This window comes from Asticcacaulis solisilvae (genome assembly GCF_052327315.1).
GTDB lineage: Bacteria > Pseudomonadota > Alphaproteobacteria > Caulobacterales > Caulobacteraceae > Asticcacaulis > Asticcacaulis solisilvae_B.
Genome location: NZ_CP166196.1, coordinates 705,851 through 721,984 on the forward strand (window position 1 = coordinate 705,851; position 16,134 = coordinate 721,984).

17 protein-coding genes are annotated in these 16,134 nt (G+C 65.5%); 9 read left to right on the plus strand and 8 right to left on the minus strand.

The genetic code is table 11. The features are described 5' to 3' along the window. Positions 1 to 94: 94 nt before the first annotated feature. The 6 genes from murG (at position 95) to folP (ending at position 7,118) form a co-directional block, all read left to right on the plus strand. On the plus strand, positions 95 to 1,147 hold the full coding sequence (murG, locus tag AB8717_RS03230) for an undecaprenyldiphospho-muramoylpentapeptide beta-N-acetylglucosaminyltransferase (RefSeq protein ID WP_443750844.1): 1,053 nt from the start codon (positions 95 to 97) through the stop codon (positions 1,145 to 1,147). A gap of 325 nt (positions 1,148 to 1,472) precedes the next feature. Further along, positions 1,473 to 2,522 (plus strand): AI-2E family transporter, encoded by a 1,050-nt coding sequence (locus AB8717_RS03235; RefSeq protein WP_443749595.1) that lies wholly within the window; start codon positions 1,473 to 1,475, stop codon positions 2,520 to 2,522. Between the two features lie 413 nt (positions 2,523 to 2,935). Next, on the plus strand, positions 2,936 to 4,366 hold the full coding sequence (murC, locus tag AB8717_RS03240) for a UDP-N-acetylmuramate--L-alanine ligase (protein WP_443749596.1): 1,431 nt from the start codon (positions 2,936 to 2,938) through the stop codon (positions 4,364 to 4,366). Further along, a complete protein-coding gene (gene murB / locus AB8717_RS03245) occupies positions 4,363 to 5,277 on the plus strand; it encodes a UDP-N-acetylmuramate dehydrogenase (protein WP_443749597.1) in 915 nt (304 codons plus the stop codon). Before murC ends, murB begins: the two co-directional genes overlap by 4 nt. A gap of 120 nt (positions 5,278 to 5,397) precedes the next feature. After that, positions 5,398 to 6,273, plus strand: a complete 876-nt coding sequence (locus AB8717_RS03250) for an NAD(P)-dependent oxidoreductase (RefSeq protein ID WP_443749598.1) — start codon at positions 5,398 to 5,400, stop codon at positions 6,271 to 6,273. Next, positions 6,270 to 7,118, plus strand: coding sequence for a dihydropteroate synthase (folP, locus tag AB8717_RS03255; protein ID WP_443749599.1), 849 nt, complete (start codon positions 6,270 to 6,272; stop codon positions 7,116 to 7,118). The genes AB8717_RS03250 and folP overlap by 4 nt, the downstream gene beginning before the upstream one ends. Positions 7,119 to 7,175: 57 nt before the next feature. On the opposite strand, the gene AB8717_RS03260 is transcribed toward folP, so the two are convergent. From AB8717_RS03260 to AB8717_RS03270, 3 genes are read right to left on the minus strand one after another with little or no spacing between them, the layout of a single operon-like run. Next, on the minus strand, positions 7,176 to 7,937 hold the full coding sequence (locus AB8717_RS03260) for a hypothetical protein (protein ID WP_443749600.1): 762 nt from the start codon (positions 7,935 to 7,937) through the stop codon (positions 7,176 to 7,178). A 24-nt stretch (positions 7,938 to 7,961) separates the two neighbouring features. After that, complete coding sequence (locus AB8717_RS03265) at positions 7,962 to 8,327, minus strand: hypothetical protein (RefSeq protein ID WP_443749601.1); 366 nt, start codon at positions 8,325 to 8,327, stop codon at positions 7,962 to 7,964. Beyond that, complete coding sequence (locus AB8717_RS03270) at positions 8,324 to 8,590, minus strand: DUF1653 domain-containing protein (RefSeq protein ID WP_443749602.1); 267 nt, start codon at positions 8,588 to 8,590, stop codon at positions 8,324 to 8,326. The genes AB8717_RS03265 and AB8717_RS03270 overlap by 4 nt, the downstream gene beginning before the upstream one ends. 93 nt (positions 8,591 to 8,683) lie before the next feature. Between AB8717_RS03270 and thiD the strand changes: the two genes are divergently transcribed. Further along, positions 8,684 to 9,463 (plus strand): bifunctional hydroxymethylpyrimidine kinase/phosphomethylpyrimidine kinase, encoded by a 780-nt coding sequence (gene thiD / locus AB8717_RS03275; RefSeq protein ID WP_443749603.1) that lies wholly within the window; start codon positions 8,684 to 8,686, stop codon positions 9,461 to 9,463. A 114-nt stretch (positions 9,464 to 9,577) separates the two neighbouring features. Here thiD and AB8717_RS03280 read toward each other — a convergent pair whose 3' ends face one another. The 3 genes from AB8717_RS03280 to AB8717_RS03290 form a co-directional block, all read right to left on the minus strand. Then, complete coding sequence (locus AB8717_RS03280; RefSeq protein ID WP_443749604.1) at positions 9,578 to 9,928, minus strand: hypothetical protein; 351 nt, start codon at positions 9,926 to 9,928, stop codon at positions 9,578 to 9,580. Positions 9,929 to 10,092: 164 nt separating this feature from the next. Then, entirely contained in the window at positions 10,093 to 11,541 is a 1,449-nt protein-coding gene (locus AB8717_RS03285; RefSeq protein ID WP_443749605.1) for an FAD-dependent monooxygenase, read from the minus strand. 177 nt (positions 11,542 to 11,718) lie between these two features. Further along, on the minus strand, positions 11,719 to 12,141 hold the full coding sequence (locus AB8717_RS03290) for a hypothetical protein (protein ID WP_443749606.1): 423 nt from the start codon (positions 12,139 to 12,141) through the stop codon (positions 11,719 to 11,721). Between the two features lie 196 nt (positions 12,142 to 12,337). On the opposite strand from AB8717_RS03290, the gene AB8717_RS03295 reads away from it, so the two are divergent. Further along, positions 12,338 to 13,525: a phosphoserine transaminase gene (locus tag AB8717_RS03295; protein ID WP_443749607.1), complete on the plus strand. Its 1,188-nt coding sequence runs from the start codon at positions 12,338 to 12,340 to the stop codon at positions 13,523 to 13,525. A gap of 155 nt (positions 13,526 to 13,680) precedes the next feature. Here AB8717_RS03295 and AB8717_RS03300 read toward each other — a convergent pair whose 3' ends face one another. After that, entirely contained in the window at positions 13,681 to 14,496 is an 816-nt protein-coding gene (locus AB8717_RS03300; protein WP_443749608.1) for an AraC family transcriptional regulator, read from the minus strand. A gap of 104 nt (positions 14,497 to 14,600) precedes the next feature. Here AB8717_RS03300 and AB8717_RS03305 point away from each other — a divergent pair, with 104 nt between their 5' ends. Then, positions 14,601 to 15,812, plus strand: coding sequence for an MFS transporter (locus AB8717_RS03305; RefSeq protein WP_443749609.1), 1,212 nt, complete (start codon positions 14,601 to 14,603; stop codon positions 15,810 to 15,812). A 57-nt stretch (positions 15,813 to 15,869) separates the two neighbouring features. Here AB8717_RS03305 and AB8717_RS03310 read toward each other — a convergent pair whose 3' ends face one another. Beyond that, positions 15,870 to 16,109, minus strand: coding sequence for a CsbD family protein (locus AB8717_RS03310; RefSeq protein ID WP_443749610.1), 240 nt, complete (start codon positions 16,107 to 16,109; stop codon positions 15,870 to 15,872). Positions 16,110 to 16,134 lie beyond the last annotated feature (25 nt).

Here is a 16,134-nt window from a genome sequence, read left to right on the forward strand (position 1 = left end):
TCCCTTGGCCAAGACACCCAAACTCCGCCGCAAGGCTTCGTCCTTCGCTGCCCAGCCCCTGGCCATCGTCGCCGCCGGTGGCACGGGCGGCCACATGTTCCCGGCCGAGGCCCTGGCGCGTGAGTTGATCGCGCGCGGCTGGCAGGTGGTGCTGGCGTCCGACGCGCGCGGCGCCGCCTATGCCGAGCATTTCCCGGCGATCGAGCGCCTGTCGCTGGAGGCGGCGACCTTCAAGTCCGGCGATCCCATCGGGATGGCGAAGGCGGCGATCAAGATCTTCCAGGGCGTGCTGCAGGCGCGCAAGGCCTTCAAACGCCTGAAGCCGTGGGCGGTCATCGGCTTCGGCGGCTATCCGTCGTTTCCGGCGCTGACGGCAGCGCTTCAGCGCAAAGATGTCACGCTGATCCACGAACAGAATTCGGTGCTGGGGCGTTCGAACCGCAAGCTGGCGGCGAAAGTCGACGCGGTCGCCTGCGCCTTCCCGGTGCTGCGCATGGCGCCCGACGAACTTGAAGGCAAGGTCCAGGTCGTCGGCAACCCCGTGCGGCCCGATATCCGCGCGCTTTTCGACGCGCCCTATCCGCCGGTCGACGGCACGATCCGCATTCTCGTGACCGGCGGCAGCCAGGGGGCAAAGATTCTGTCCGAAACCGTGCCCCAGGCCCTGGCTCTGTTGCCGGTGTCGCTGCGCATCCATTTGCATGTCGAACAGCAGGCGCGCGCCGAACAGGTCGAGCAGGCGCGCAAGGTCTATGCGGATGCCGAGATCAATGCCGAGGTCGCGCCCTTCTTCAATGACATGGCGCAGCGGCTGGCGGCGGCGCATATCGTCATCGGCCGTTCGGGCGCGTCGACCGTGTGCGAGCTGGCCGTGGCGGGCAAGCCGTCCGTGCTGATCCCGCTCAAGATCGCCATGGACGACCACCAGACCTATAATGCCGAGGTGTTGAAAGACGCCAAGGCCGCCATCGTCATCCGCGAGGACGACGTAACCGCAGAAGGCTTGTCGGCGCAGATCCGCGAGATGATCGAGGCGGCGGACTTGCTGCCGATCCGCGCGGCGGCGGCGAAGTCGGTCGCGCGGCCGGACGCGGCGAAGGACCTGGCCGATCTGGTCGAGCGCACCGTGAAAAAGGTGAAGGGATAGGCGAATTTTCCCATCGACTACGGTGACACGCTGCCCCCCGGCCCTCCCTGCTTGCGGGGAGGGGGGACCGCCGAAGGCGGTGGGCGGGGCTCTTTCTTCCTTCACGGATTTCTTGTTGCTCAATTTTTAACCGAAGCACTGTGTTCTTCTTGGGAGGGTGTCTCGTGGCTTTGACAGCAAGAGCCCCGCCCACCATGCTTCGCATGGTCCCCCCTCCCCATAAATGGGGAGGGCCGAACTCTCCTTCTGATCTGACTCTGACCTGAGAGGAGGGTGGCTTTTCCTGCAAGCCCTGCCATAGTGCCGTGGAATCGCCGGAGATACCATGGCCGCCAGACCCGACCCTTCGCACGAGCCCCTGAGCATCGGTTTCATGCAGCGCGTGCTGTTCGTCATCCTGATGGTCGGGATGGCCTTCCTGGCGTTGAAGCTGCTGGGCCTGTGGCTGCTGGTCTTCGGGGCCGTCGTCATCGCCGTCATCCTGCGCGGCCTGGCGGAACCGCTGATGCGCTATTGCAAGCTCAGGGACAAGCTGGCCGTGGCCGTGGCGCTGGTCGGTCTGCTGGCCCTCATCGCCCTGACGGTGGTCCTGTTCGGCAACCAGCTGTCCTTGCAGATCGACGCCCTGTCGCGCGAAATCCCGCAGGCGTGGGCGGCCATTCATGCGCGCCTCGACACGATGCCGATAGGGCAGACCCTGCAAAGCCAGCTCGACGGCCTCGGCAAGCAGGCTGGCGGCCTGGTGTCCTTCCTGCCCGGGATCGCGGGCAACTTCCTGGCGGCGGCGGCCAATACCTTCGTCGCCATGATCGCGGGGGTGATCCTGGCCGGAGCGCCGGGCAAGTACCGCGACGGCGTGGTCGCCCTGTTCCCCAACGACATGCGGCCGGCCGTGCTCGACAGCATGAATACGGCGGGCGAGGCCCTGCGCAAGTGGTTTATCGGCCAGTTCATCGCCATGGTGCTGGTGGGCAGCCTGATCGCCATCGGCCTGTCGATCCTGGGCGTGCCGTCGGCCCTGGCCTTGGGCCTGGTGGCCGGGCTGGCGCAACTGGTGCCGCTGGTCGGGCCGACGGTTTCAGCGGGCCTGGGCGTGCTGCTGGCCAGCGCCGGCGGCGTGCAGCCGGCCGTCTGGACGCTGGTCCTCTATACGGGCGTGTCGCAGCTGGAGGCGAATATCATAACACCGATGGTGCAGCGGCATATGACCGAGGTGCCGATGGTGTTGATCCTGTTCGCCCTGGTCGGTTTCGCGGGGCTGCTTGGGCCGATCGGCGTCTTCTTCGCCATGCCGTTGACCGTGATCCTGTTTACTCTGGTGCGCCGCTACCTCGACCTTCAGGAAGAGGGCAAGGCGCCTAAGCCGGTGAATTAGAAGATAATGGATTACTCTAACCTGCTGCTCCTCTCGACTGTGGAGGAGGCGTTCGAACTCTCAGGCAGAAGCTCGGTGGTGGTTGTTCCGGGAATCCCGAGGCATGGTGACTTCAATTGGAAACCTACGATCGGGAATATCATAATACTGGAACGACCCGACGGAACTACGCTTCAGACTGTTATCGGCGGACTCGAAATGCTGTCACCGCCAAATCCTGATTTTATTCCGTTTATGCTTGGTGCCGGGGTGACGAAACAAATGGTTCCTGCCGGCACAAAACTTTGGGTCGATTATGCTACGGCAGTGTGAAATGCGACCATAAGCAAAACCCGCAAAACGCTAATCGACAGGTGTCGCGACATGGGCTAAAGCCCTGTTTTCCCCTTTACTTTGCGTGTGACTGCCCGCCCATGGCTTCCCTGTCCAAGACCCGTCCGACGCCCTTTGACCTGGGCCCTGTGCACTTCGTCGGCATCGGTGGTATCGGCATGAGCGGCATCGCCGAAATCATGCTGAAAATCGGCTATCAGGTGCAGGGGTCCGACGCCAAGGCCTCGGCCAATACAGAGCGCCTGGAAAAGCTGGGGGCGAAGGTCTTCATCGGCCATGCCACCGAACACGTCGGCGACGGCGTCTGCGCGCTCGTCTATTCGACCGCCGTCAAACACGACAATCCGGAAATGGCCGAGGCGCGCCGCCGCCGCATTCCGCTGGTGCGCCGCGCCGAGATGCTGGCCGAGCTGATGCGCCTGCAATTCTCGATCGCCGTCGGCGGCACGCACGGCAAGACGACGACGACATCGATGGTCGCGGCCCTGCTCGACGCCGGCGGGCTTGATCCCACGGTGGTCAATGGCGGCATCATCAACGCCTACGGCACCAATGCCAAGGTCGGCGACGGCGACTGGATCGTCGTCGAGGCCGACGAGTCCGACGGCTCGTTCCTGCGCCTGAAATCGACCCTGGCCATCGTCACCAATATCGATCCGGAACACCTCGACCACTGGGGCGACTTCGACGCCGTGCGCAAGGGCTTCTGCGACTTCGTCGAGAACATCCCCTTCTACGGCTTCGCCGCCGTCTGCATCGATCACCCCGAGGTGCGGGCGCTGGCCTCGCGCGTCGAGAACCGCCGGCTGATCGCCTATGGCGCCAGCCCGCAGGCCGAGGTCCGCTGCACGAACATCGCGTTCGGCCCGGACGGGGCCGTGTTCGACGTCGTCTTCTCGCCGTCGGGCGCCGAGCCCTTCACCTGGGAACAGATACGTCTGCCGATGACGGGCAATCACAATGTCAGCAACGCCACGGCGGCGATCGCCCTGGCGCGTGAGCTGGGCATCGGCGAGGACGCCGTACGCCGGGGCCTGGGCGCTTTCGGCGGCGTCAAGCGCCGCTTCACCACCACGGGCATCGTCAACGATATCCGCGTCATCGACGATTACGGCCACCATCCGGTCGAAATCGCCGCCGTGCTGAAGGCCGCGCGCCAGGTGGTAGGGCAGGGGCGCGTCATCGCCATCGTCCAGCCGCACCGCTATACCCGCCTGCGCGACCTGATGACGGAATTCTCGTCATGCTTCCACGATGCCGACTCGGTCATCGTCGCCGATGTCTATAGCGCCGGTGAACAGCCGATCGAAGGCGCCGACAAGGCGTCGCTGGTCGAGGGCCTGCACCGCTTCGGACACCGCAATGCCGTCGCGCTCGACACGCCGGCACAACTGCCCGGCCTGGTCGCCGCCGAAGCCAAGCCGGGTGACCTGGTCGTTTGCCTCGGCGCGGGCGACATCACGCAATGGGCCTACGCCCTGCCGGGCCAACTGGAAGCTTTGAAAGCATGAGCTGGAAAGACACTCTGCCGCCCGTGCGCGGGCGCATTATGAAGGACGCGGCGCTGGCGCCGTTCACCTGGTTTCGCGTCGGCGGGCCGGCGGACGTCGTCTTCCTGCCGGAAGACGTGCCGGACCTGTGCGAATTCCTGAAAGCGCTGGATCCGGGCATTCCGGTCATGGCGATCGGCGTCGGATCGAACCTGCTGGTGCGCGACCGTGGCGTCGACGGCGTCGTCATCCGTCTTGGCAAGGCCTTTGCCGAGGTGACGCCGCGCGGTGAGTCGAGGCTCTATGCCGGAGCGGCCGCGCTCGATGCGCAGGTGGCGAAGGTCGCCGCGCAGAACGGCATCGCGGGGCTCGAATTCTATCGCGGCGTGCCGGGCACGATCGGCGGCGCCATCGTCATGAACGCCGGCTGCTACGGCGCGGAGACGAAGGACGTGCTGGTCGAAGCCTATGCCGTGACACGCACCGGCGAAGAGGTCACGCTTAGCAACGCCCATATGGGCTATTCCTACCGCCATTCCGACCCGGAAAATCTCATTTACCTGGGCGCGCTCTACCAGGGCACGCCCGACGATCCGGCGGCGGTGACCGAGCGCATGGACGCCATCACCGCCCGGCGCGAGCAGACGCAGCCGATCCGCGAAAAGACCGGCGGCTCGACGTTCAAGAATCCGGAAGGCCAGGGAGACCGAAAACTTTCGGCGTGGCAATGCGTCGATCAGGCCGGCTGGCGCGGACGTCTGTTCGGCGGCGCCAAGTTCTCGGAATTGCATTCCAACTTCATGATCAATACGGGTGAGGCTACGGCGGCCGACCTGGAAGGGCTGGGCGAGGCGGTGCGCGCCGACGTCAAGACCCAACTGGGCATCGACCTGCACTGGGAAATCAAGCGCATCGGCAAGACGGCGCATTAAACCGGGAATGTAATTAGCTTCCTTCCTTCCCTGCGAAGCGGGGAAGGTGGCAGGCGCGAAGCGAGTGACGGAAGAGGCAAACCGGCCGTCCAACACATACAGATGGCTTAGGATCTTGAGATGAATATCGGCTTTATCGGACTGGGGAGCATGGGCGCGGCGATCGTGCCGAACCTGCTGATCGCGGGACATGCGGTAAAGGTCTGGAACCGCACGGCGTCCAAGGCCGAAGCGCTGGTCGAAAAGGGCGCAATCCTGACCGCTACGCCGGGAGAGGCGGCGCGCGACGCCGACGTCGTCTTCACCATGGTGGCCGACGACAAGGCTTTGGAAGGCGTGACCTTCGGCGGCGACGGTATCCTGGCCAACCTGAAAAAGGGCGGCATCCACGTCTCGATGAGCACGGTCGGGGTCGCCCTGGTCGAGCGCCTGGGCATCCAGCACGCCGCCGCGCACCAGGGCTTTGTCGCCGCGCCGGTGTTCGGCCGTCCGGCCGCTGCCGCCGCCGGGCAGCTGTTCATCGCCGCCGCCGGCGCGCCCGAAGCGCTCGATGCCGTGGCGCCGCTGTTCGGCCTGATCAGTCAGAAGGTCTTCGCGTTCGGCGACAATCCGGTCTCGGCGGCGCTGGTCAAGCTGGCCGGGAATTTCATGATCGTGTCGGTGACCGAGCAGCTGGGCGAAGCCATGGCCCTGCTCGGCAAGGGCGGCGTCGACAAGGCGGCCTTCCTCGACTTCATGACCTCGACCCTGTTCAACAGCCTGATCTACAAGAATTACGGCGCGCTGATCGCGTCGCAGACCTTCGAGCCCGTGGGCTTTGCGGCGGTGTTGGGCGCCAAGGATGTCGGCCTGGTCAAGGCCGCCGCCGACGGGCTCAATGTGCCGCTACCGCTGGCCGACCTGCTGAGCGACCGCCTGGCCCGGCTGGTGGCCGAAGGCGGCGGCAATCTCGACCTCACCGCCCTGTCGAAACTGTCGGTCGACGACGCCAAATGAGTCTTTCCCGCCTCCACGCCGAAAAAGGGCCGCTGATCATGGGGGTGGTGAACGTCACCCCGGACAGCTTTTCTGACGGCGGGCGGTTCCTCGATGTGGCGGCGGCGGTGCGTCATGCGCGGGAGTTGATCGCGGCGGGAGCGGATGTGCTCGATATCGGCGGGGAATCGACCCGTCCGGGGGCGCAGCCCGTGACCCTGGGCGAAGAGATCGACCGCACCGTGCCGGTCATCCAGGCCATCACCGCCGAATGGGACGGCCCCGTCAGCATCGACACGCTGAAGCCCGAGGTCGCCGAAGAAGCCTTCAAGGCCGGGGCCGGCGTGTGGAACGACGTCACGGCCCTGGGGCACGAAGTCTGGTCCCTGGAGGTCGCGGCAAGGCTGGGGGGCGACGTCATCCTGATGCACATGCAGGGCGAGCCGCGCACCATGCAGTCCAATCCCTATTACGAAGACGTGGTGGCCGAGGTCGAATCGTACCTGGTAGACCGCGCCGAGCTGGCGGCCAGGGCAGGGGTGCCGCGCGACCGCATCTGGATCGATCCGGGCATCGGCTTCGGCAAGACGCTGGATCATAACCTGGCGCTGATCCGGGCGACACAGCGCCTGGCCTCGCACGGCTTTCCGCTGCTGATGGCGGCGTCGAGGAAACGGTTTATCGCCGCGCTGGAAGAGCGCGAGGGCGCGGATGTGTCGGACGCCGAACACCGCCTGGGGGCCAGTATTGCCGTGCATCTGCATGCGGTGGCTGGTGGCGCGAAGATGGTGCGCGTGCACGATGTCGCCGAGATGCGGCAGGCTTTGCGCGTATGGAAAGCCCTTTCTTGCACCTCCCTGCGCTAACGCTTCGGGCGGTTCCCCTCCCCATTTTTCTGCGAAAAACGGGGAGGGGCAAATATCTCAAATCTCGAACCCGATCGATTTCGGATCGATCTTGGCCATGGCGACGGCCGATTCCATGACGATCTGCCCGGCCAGGGTCGGATCGATGATCGTCTTGCTCTTGATGATCAGCAACTGCGCCGACAGGGCGAAATACCAGCCCATGAAGAAGGGATCGGCGTCGAACGACTTCAGGATCTCATAACACCCCGCCCACTGTTTTTTGAGCGTCTCGATCGGCTGTTCGAAGGGCTGGTGTTCGTCGGGCACGCTCAGCCTGCCGAAGTCCTTGCTGCCGACCGCGGCGACGGTGCGGCGGACGATGCCGTTGATGTCCGGCACGGGCGAACCCGTATGCTGCACGGCGCCGGCCACCAGGGTCCAAACCGAAACACGGGCCATCAGAAGCGGCTGGTTGAGCTGGTCCCCCAGGAAGTAGCGCGATCCATCGACGCCGCGCACGATCACGAAGGCCGATTCCAGCGGCATGCGGCCGGATTTCACCAGGACTTCACGCACGGCGATCTGGCAGCCGAACCCGGCCATGGCGCCCAGCGCGCTCAGCAGGGTTTCGATATGGATGCCCGGACGCCCGTCCGACATCTTGTGCGTATAGGCGCTCTCGAAGGCCGCCAGCATGCCGCGCGCCACCAGGTCGGGCGGCAGCGGTTTCTTTTCGCCGATGGTTTCGATGGCGGGCAGGTGGGCGGAAAAGTCGACGGGGCTATGCGGCTTCCGCGCGGGCTTCTTCTTGCCGAAAATATCGTCGAACAGTCCCATGAAGGCCCCCTGTATGCGGGGACCTTAATTCAAAGGCCGGGAAATATCAAACGCGCCCAGGAACTGCGGATTGTGCACGATGGTGCCGCAGCTTAAGCCGTAACGGCCCCGGTCGAGCATGGCGAAGGCCGCCGGCACCAGCGGCAGGAACAGCTCCTGGCCCGATTTCTTGCCGACCAGCGACAGCACGAAGCCTTCGGACCGGTTGGCGCGGATCAACCGGCCGGCCAGGACCTCGAACGACAGCAGTTCGTCGTCCGGCCCGATCTGGTTCAGCCGCACCAGGATCAGCGTCCCGCGCATGGCTTTCAGGATCGGGTGGTTGCGGTCGGCGAAGGCTTCGGGAACCAGTTCGTTCCACCGGCTGTGCGGGTCGCTTTTCTTCGTCACGACACGCCTTCCAGCACGTCGCGCACAATGGCGAAGCGCGGCACGCTTTCGCCGTTCACCTCGACGGTTTCGGCGAACATGCTCAGCGGCCGGACCCAGATCTGCGCCTGGCCGGCCTCCTGGCCCAGCGGCGCATAGACGACCAGCACCTCTTCCGTCTCCGAATGCCTGGCCGTGCCCAGCACGCGGTAATGCTTGCCCTTGTAGTGGCGATAAACACCGCGTTCGATGTCGCTTTTGTAAAATGCAGTTGCCAGCGGCATGTCGGCCTCCTACATCGGCGGCAAGGGGAATGGGTATGCGCCCGTATTATGCGCCGATTTGCCGACTGAACACAATTCCCTGAAGGTCCCATCATGCACAGAGTTCTGATTATCGCCGGGTCCGATTCCGGCGGCGGCGCCGGTATCCAGGCCGACATAAAGACCGTGACCTGCCTCGGGGGCTACGCCATGACGGCGATCACGGCCCTGACGGTACAGAATACGCTCGGTGTCAGCGACGTCATGGGGGTGCCGCCCGGTTTCATCATCGCCCAGGCGCGGGCCTGCCTCGACGATATCGGCACGGACGCGATCAAGACGGGGATGCTGGCCGATATCGCCACCATGGAAGCCGTCGCGGAGGTTCTGCTGTCGAGCACGGCCTTCAAGGTCGTCGATCCGGTCATGGTGGCAAAGGGCGGCCATGCCCTCATGCGCGAAGGGGCGATCGATGCGCTGAAGGCGCTGATGCTGCCGCACGCCGATCTCCTGACGCCGAATGCGCCGGAAGCGGCGGCCCTGACCGGCGTCGAGGTGACGAACGAGGACGAGATGCGTCGGGCCGGGCAGATGCTGCTGCGCATGGGCGCGAAGGCCGTGCTGCTGAAGGGCGGCCATGTGCGCGGCCCCGAGGTCGTCGATATCCTGTTTACGGACGGCGGCGAGCACAGGTTCGAATCGAAGCGCATCGAAACCGCCCATACCCACGGTACGGGCTGTACGCTGGCCAGCGCCTGCGCCACGCTCAACCAGGCCGGCCGGACCTTGCCGGAAACGGTCGAGATGGCGCGCGACTATCTTTACGGCGCGATCGTGATGGCTCCGCAACTTGGCCAGGGCCACGGGCCGCTCAGGCATAACTGGTTGCTGTAGATGGATTTTTAAGCTTCTCCAAACCGGGGTTAAACCATCGGCTTCGACTCTCGACAGGGAAAAAGGCGTGGCCCTCTCGTGCCACGCCTTTTCTTGTACTTATGACCTTACAGTTTAGCGGCGGTTGCCGTCGTGGCCCTGATAGTGGATGTCGGCCGACAGCTGGTCGAGCTTGGCGTTCAGCGTCGCCGTTTCGCGGGCGTCGAGGCCACGGCGTTCGTACTGGCGCTTCAGCGAACGGATGCCGTTGAGGCGCGAGGTCAGGCGGGCCGCTTCACGGCCGCTCAGGGCATGGTCGCGGCGGCCGTCTTCGATGCGGGTGCGCAGGTTGTCGATGCGGCCGTCGAGATGGTCGTCACGCATGGCGCTGACGACGGGACGGGGTTGCGCATCGGCGGCGACGGCCGAAACGGTGCCGGTCAGGGCGGTGGCCAGGATAAGGGCCTTGACGAGGGTGGATTTCATAATGGTCTCTCCATTGATTATGTTCTCGCTGCTCTTCAGCGATGATGACAGTTAAACACATCCCGGCTGAGCCAATTCTGAGGCTGCGGTTCATATCCGCGTTAGTGTCATGGCGGATTTGTGGCGAACCATTACGGCAGTGAAATGCGTAAAATTCCAATATGTTAATGGCCGGCTTCGAACCAGGCCGCCAGGGCGGAACGAAGGCCGTCACCGGTATTACCTGCCCAGGCGACATAGCCGTCGGGCCGGACCAGTACCGCGCCCGGCGCCGGAACCGCGCCCGTGACGGGCAGATTCCAGGGGCCTGCGTATGCGGCATCGATCCGGCGGACGCGGTCCGGGACGGCCAGGCCGGTCCCGAAGTCGATGAACAGCCACGGGGCGTCATGCATCAGGCTATAGACGCGGACGATGCTTCCATCGACTTCCAGGTCGAGATCGGGCATCCGGCAGCCGACAAGCGGATGGCCGTCACCCAGGTCGTAGCGCAGGCTGAGGCCTGAGAGGAGGCCCGCGAATTCTTTCCGGGGTTGCTCCATCCCGATCAGCCAGGCCAGGGTGTCGCGCAGCGCTTTCGTGCGCTCGTCCTGGGGACGCATAGCCACCGAGGCCAGGGTATTTTGCAGGAGGCGGGCCGCCACCGGATGGCGCTCGGCATGGTAGGTATCGAGCAAGGTATCGGATGAAAGGCCCCTGACGACCTGGGCCAGTTTCCAGCCGAGATTGACGGCGTCCTGCACGCCCAGTTGCAAGCCCTGGCCGCCATCGGGCGGATGGGTATGCGCCGCGTCCCCCGCCAGCAGCACGCGTCCCTTGCGGCAGGTTTCCGCTTGTCGCGTCGCGTCACTGAAACGCGACAGCCAGGTGACGGCATGGACGCCGAAATCGCTGCCGAAGACGGCGGTCAGGGCGGCCTTGAGCTCGGCCAGGGTCGGTTCGCCCGTGCCGATTGCCGTTTCCGTCACCAGTATGCGCACCGTACCGTCGTCTTCGCGGCTGAGCGCATGGATGCCCACGGCGTCGCGACGGATGCCCCATTGCGGCGGTTCGCCGGTGAGACGCGCTTCGGCGATCAGGTTGCTGACCGTCGCATCCGTCCCCGTAAAGGCGATGCCGGCGGCCTTGCGCACGAGACTTCGCCCGCCGTCGCAGCCGGCCAGGTAGTGGGCGCGGACGGTGCCGCCGTCCGACAGGGCAACGTCCACGCCGTCCGGACCCTGCGCGCATCCCGTGACTTCGAGCCCGCGCCGGACCGGAACGCCCAGCTCCGCCACCCATCCGGCCAGGATGCGTTCGATATGTTTCTGCCAAAGCGCCAGGCCGTAGGGATGGCGGGTCGGAAAGTCGCCGATGTCGAGCGACATGCCGGCAAAGCCCGCCACCTGGGCGGTCGTGCCTTCCGCCAGGAAGCGGTCGGCTATGCCGCGCTGGTCGAGGATTTCGAGGGTGCGGGCGTGCAGTCCGCCGGCCCGGGCGCCCTGGATGTCCTGATTGACGCGCCGCTCGATGACGACCGTATCTATACCCTTGAGCGCCAGTTCGCCCGCCAGCATCAGCCCCGTGGGCCCGCCGCCGGCGATCACCACCTCGTGCCTGTCCGTAGTCCGCATTCGCTGTCCTTCCCTGAGTTCGGACAGGTCTTTTACGCCATCGGGCGGGTCTTGCGGCAAGAGGGTTGCGCGCCATATGTAAGACTGGGGGGAGGGGGATTTGCTGCAAACCGCAAAAAAAGAAACGCGGCGCCTTACGACGCCGCGCTTCCTCGAGCACGCTGGTACTGGGGGCAATTACCAGCGATTGCCGTCGCGGCCTTCGACATGGACGTCGGCCGAGAGATTATCCAGGCGGTCGCTCAGCACCGCCACTTCGCGGCCGTCGAGGCCACGGCCCGAACGTTCGTACGAGCGCTTGGTGTCGATGATGCCGCGCAGGCGCCCGTTCAGGCGGTCGGCTTCGCGGCGCGACAGGCGGCCCGAGTCGCGGCCGCGGTCGATCCGGTCGCGCAGGGCGTCGATACGGGCGTCAAGACCGGCGCCGGCGCGGTCGTCGAAACCGCCGCGGCGGTCCCAGCCGCCATCGCGGTCATGCCAGCCGCTGTTCACGTCGGCGCGGACGATAACCGCCTGGGCATCGGCCAGGGTCGGCAGGGCCAGGCCGCCGGCGATCGAAGCAACGGCGGTCAGGGCGATAAGGGTTGTCTTGATGGTCATCGTCTTTCTCCTCGGCTTTGTCCTCCCGGTCGGGAGGGGTTTGTTTTTCCGCTGTGCTTCAGCGTTGAGGTGACTTAACCACGCCGCGCCTGAGCCGAACCTGAACGGTGCGGTTCATCTCCGGTTCAGGAAAAAAGCCCTTGCCGGGCGGGCTACGGTGTCGCATTACGGCGCCAGTTTTCCTGAGGAGGTTCCCATGCCCTTGCCCGCCAACGCGCCGCAGAAACCGGCCCGCGCCCCCGAGCGTCCGTGGTTCGCGTCGGGGCCGACCTCGAAGCGTCCGGGCTGGAGCGTCGAAGCGCTGTCGGGCGCGCCGGTCGGACGGTCGAATCGCTCCAAGGCAACGGTCGGCCGCCTCAACCAGGCGCTGGACCTGACGCGCTCGGTCCTGGGCATCCCCGAGGACTACAAGGTGCTGATGATGCCGGGTTCCGACACCGGGGCGTTTGAGGCCGCCATGTGGAACCTGCTGGGGCCGCGCAAGGTGCAGCTGATGGCGTTCGAAAGTTTCGGCCAGTTGTGGGCCGACGACGCGGTCAAGCACCTGAAACTGGACGCCGAGGTGCTGGACGCACCCTACGGCCAGCTGCCGGACCTGTCGCGCATCGATCCGAAGGCCGACCTGGTCTTCCCGTGGAACGGCACGACGTCGGGCGTGCGCGTGCCCGATGCCGGCTTCCTGAAGGGCCACGAAGGCCTGGTGCTATGCGATGCCACCTCGGCGGCCTTCTGCATGGAGCTGCCGTGGCGCCTGCTCGACGTCGCCACCTTCTCGTTCCAGAAGGCGCTGGGCGGCGAAGCGGGCATCGGCGTCCTGGTCCTGTCGCCGCGTGCGGTCGAGCGCCTGAACACCTTCGATTCGGGCCGTCCCATGCCGAAGATCATGCGCCTCAAGGCCAAGGGCCAGGCCGACGAGAAGATCCTGGGCGGCGACGCCATCAATACCTTCTCCTTCCTGATCATCGAAGACTATCTTGACGCCCTGCGCTGGGCGATCCGCGAAGGCGGGCTGGAAGCCCTGATGGCGCGCTGCGACCGCGCCTTTGCCGAGATCGAGGAATGGGTCGAACGCACGGCCTGGGTCGATTTCGTCGCCGAACGCCCGGAATGGCGATCCAATACCTCGGTGTGCCTGAAATTCGTCGATCCGGCGGTCGTGGCCCTGGCGCCCGAGGTCCAGGCGAAGCTGGCGTCGAAGGTCGGTTCGGTGCTGGAAGCCGAAGGCGTGGCGTACGACGTGGTCGGCTACCGCAATGCGCCTCCGGGCCTGCGCGTATGGTGCGGCTGCACGGTGGACGCCGACGACATCCTGGCGCTGACGGCCTGGCTGGACTGGGGGTATGCCCAGGCCTTGGCCGCGCTGCAGGCAGAGGGCGTGGCGTAAGCTCCACTTTCTTGCACCTCCCCGTTCCGAAGGAATGGGGAGGGGAACCGCACGACTGAGCCGTAGGCGAAGGAGATGTGGTGGTGGGGTTTCTTGCTTTCTCCTCCAAACGCCGGCGCATCAAAGAAAGCAAGACACCCCACCACCACCCTCCGCTAACGCTCCGGGCGGTCCCCCTCCCCATGCTGCGCACGGGGAGGTGCATAGTCGTACCGGCTGGGCGGCACGCCCAACAGCCTGCGGAACATGGTCGAGAATGCCGCCGGGCTGTCATAGCCCATGTCGAGCGCGATCGTCGTCACGCTTTCCCCGTCGGCCAGGCGCGGCAAGGCGACCAGCAGGCAGGCCTGCTGCCGCCATGCCCCGAAACTCAATCCCGTCTGCTTGCGGAAGGCGCGCGTAAAGGCGCGCCGGTCCATCCCCATGGCGTCTGCCCAGCCGTCGATCGATTCATGGATATCGGGTGTGGCCAGAAACGCCCGGCATCGCGCCGCCAGCTTTTCCGACTGTGGCAGGGGCAGGGACAGCGGCACGCGCGGCGCGCGGCCAAGCTCCGCCACCAGCAAATCCATGACCAGGCCGTCGCGCCCGCCGGGATCATAGTCGACCGGCACGTCCGAGGCGGCGATCAGCAACTGCCGTACCAGGGGCGAGATCGCAATCACGATCGAGGTATCGCCCAGCGCCTTCGCGGCCTCGGCATCGAGCAGCAGGCTGCGCGTCGTCACTTCGCCCACCGTGCGCAGCGAATGCAACCGGTTGGCCGGCGTCCACACCGCCCGTTCCGGCGGCGCGACCCAGGTGCCGTCGCTATTCATCAGGATGACCACGCCGGTTTCGGCATAGACCAGCTGCCCGCGGCCATGGCTGTGCCAGTCGACCTCGAAGGACGGCGGATAGGTATGGGCGTTGCCGACCACGGCGCGGGGCACGTGGTCGTACTGATCCGGGGTCTTCCAGTGCTCAGCCATTCGGGTTTGGCGTGTCCCAGTCTCGAAACATATAGTCCCATCATGGAATGCGGGACAAGCCCGGCTGTCCTATCACGCAGGCGTCTTTCACGAAAGGGGACATCATGGACACCCAGGCACATGCAGCGCCCACCCGCACCGTCACGACGAACACCGTCCTGCCGGTCATCCTGGCCGTCGCCTTCTGCCACCTTCTGAACGACATGATGCAGGCCCTGCTACCGGCCATCTATCCCAACCTGAAGGTCCAGCTGGGACTGAGCTTCACCCAGATCGGCATTATTACCCTGGCCTACCAGATTACGGGTTCGATCCTGCAGCCGCTGGTCGGGCTCTATGCCGACAAGCGGCCGACACCCCTGGCCCTGCCGGGCGGGACGCTGTTCACCCTGGCCGGGCTTGTGGTGCTGTCGATGGCGCACGCCTATCCGCTGCTGCTCATCGGGGCCAGCCTGCTGGGCATGGGCTCATCCGTCTTCCATCCGGAATCGTCGCGCGTCGTGCGCATGGCGGCGGGTGAGCGGGCCGGGCTGGGGCAGTCCCTGTTCCAGGTCGGCGGCAATGCCGGCTCGGCCTTGGGGCCGCTGCTGGCGGCAATCGTCGTGGTGCGCTGGGGGCAGGGCAGCCTGGCCGTCCTGTCGCTGACGGCGCTGCTGTCATGCGCCATCCTGTGGCAGGTCGGGACCTGGTACCGCCATCACGGCCTGACGCGGCTCAACACCGGCCGAAAGGCCCAGGCGGACCTGGTCCTGCCAAAAGGCACGGCGCGCCGGGGCATCTTTATCCTTCTGGCCATGATCTTTTCCAAATACGTCTATCTCGCCAGCATGACCAGCTACCTGACCTTCTACCTGATCCACCGCTTCGGTGTCGGGGTCGGCACGGCCCAGCTCTACCTGTTCGGCTTCCTGGGCGCGGTGGCGGTCGGCACCTTCGCCGGCGGGCCGATCGGCGACCGTATCGGGCGCAAGTACGTCATCTGGGCCTCGATCCTCGGCATATTGCCGTTCACCCTGCTGCTGCCGCACGTGCCGCTGGTCTGGGTGGGCGTATTGAGCCTGTTTATCGGGGCGATGCTGGCCTCGGCCTTCCCGGCGATCGTCGTGCTGGCCCAGGAACTGATGCCGGGCAAGGTCGGCATGATTTCCGGCCTGTTCTTCGGCTTCGCCTTCGGCGTAGGCGGGATCGGCGCCGCGGTGCTGGGACGGATGGCCGACGCCTGGGGAATCGACGCCGTGTTTACCCTGTGCAGCGTCCTGCCGGCCATCGGCCTGCTGGCGGCGTGGCTGCCGGACGTGGGCGGCAGGCGCCGGTAAAAACAAAAGCGGAGCAACTGTGAAGTTGCTCCGCTTTTTTCATTGTGTGATGGCCGCTTAGCGGACCATCGGGGTCTCGGTCGGGTCGATGACGGTTTCGTCGGAGCCTTCGTTCCACTTGCGCACCTGGTCGTCGATCTTGTCCTGGGCGTAGCCGTAGCGCTCCTTGAGCTTGCCGGCCAGCTGCTTGCGGTCGCCTTCGATAACGGCCAGGTCGTCGTGAGTCAGCTTGCCCCAGGTCTTCTGGATGCTGCCTTTGACCTGTTCCCAGGTGCCGTCGATACGATTGCTGTTCATGTTCGCCTCCTTCAAAGGGTTGGAG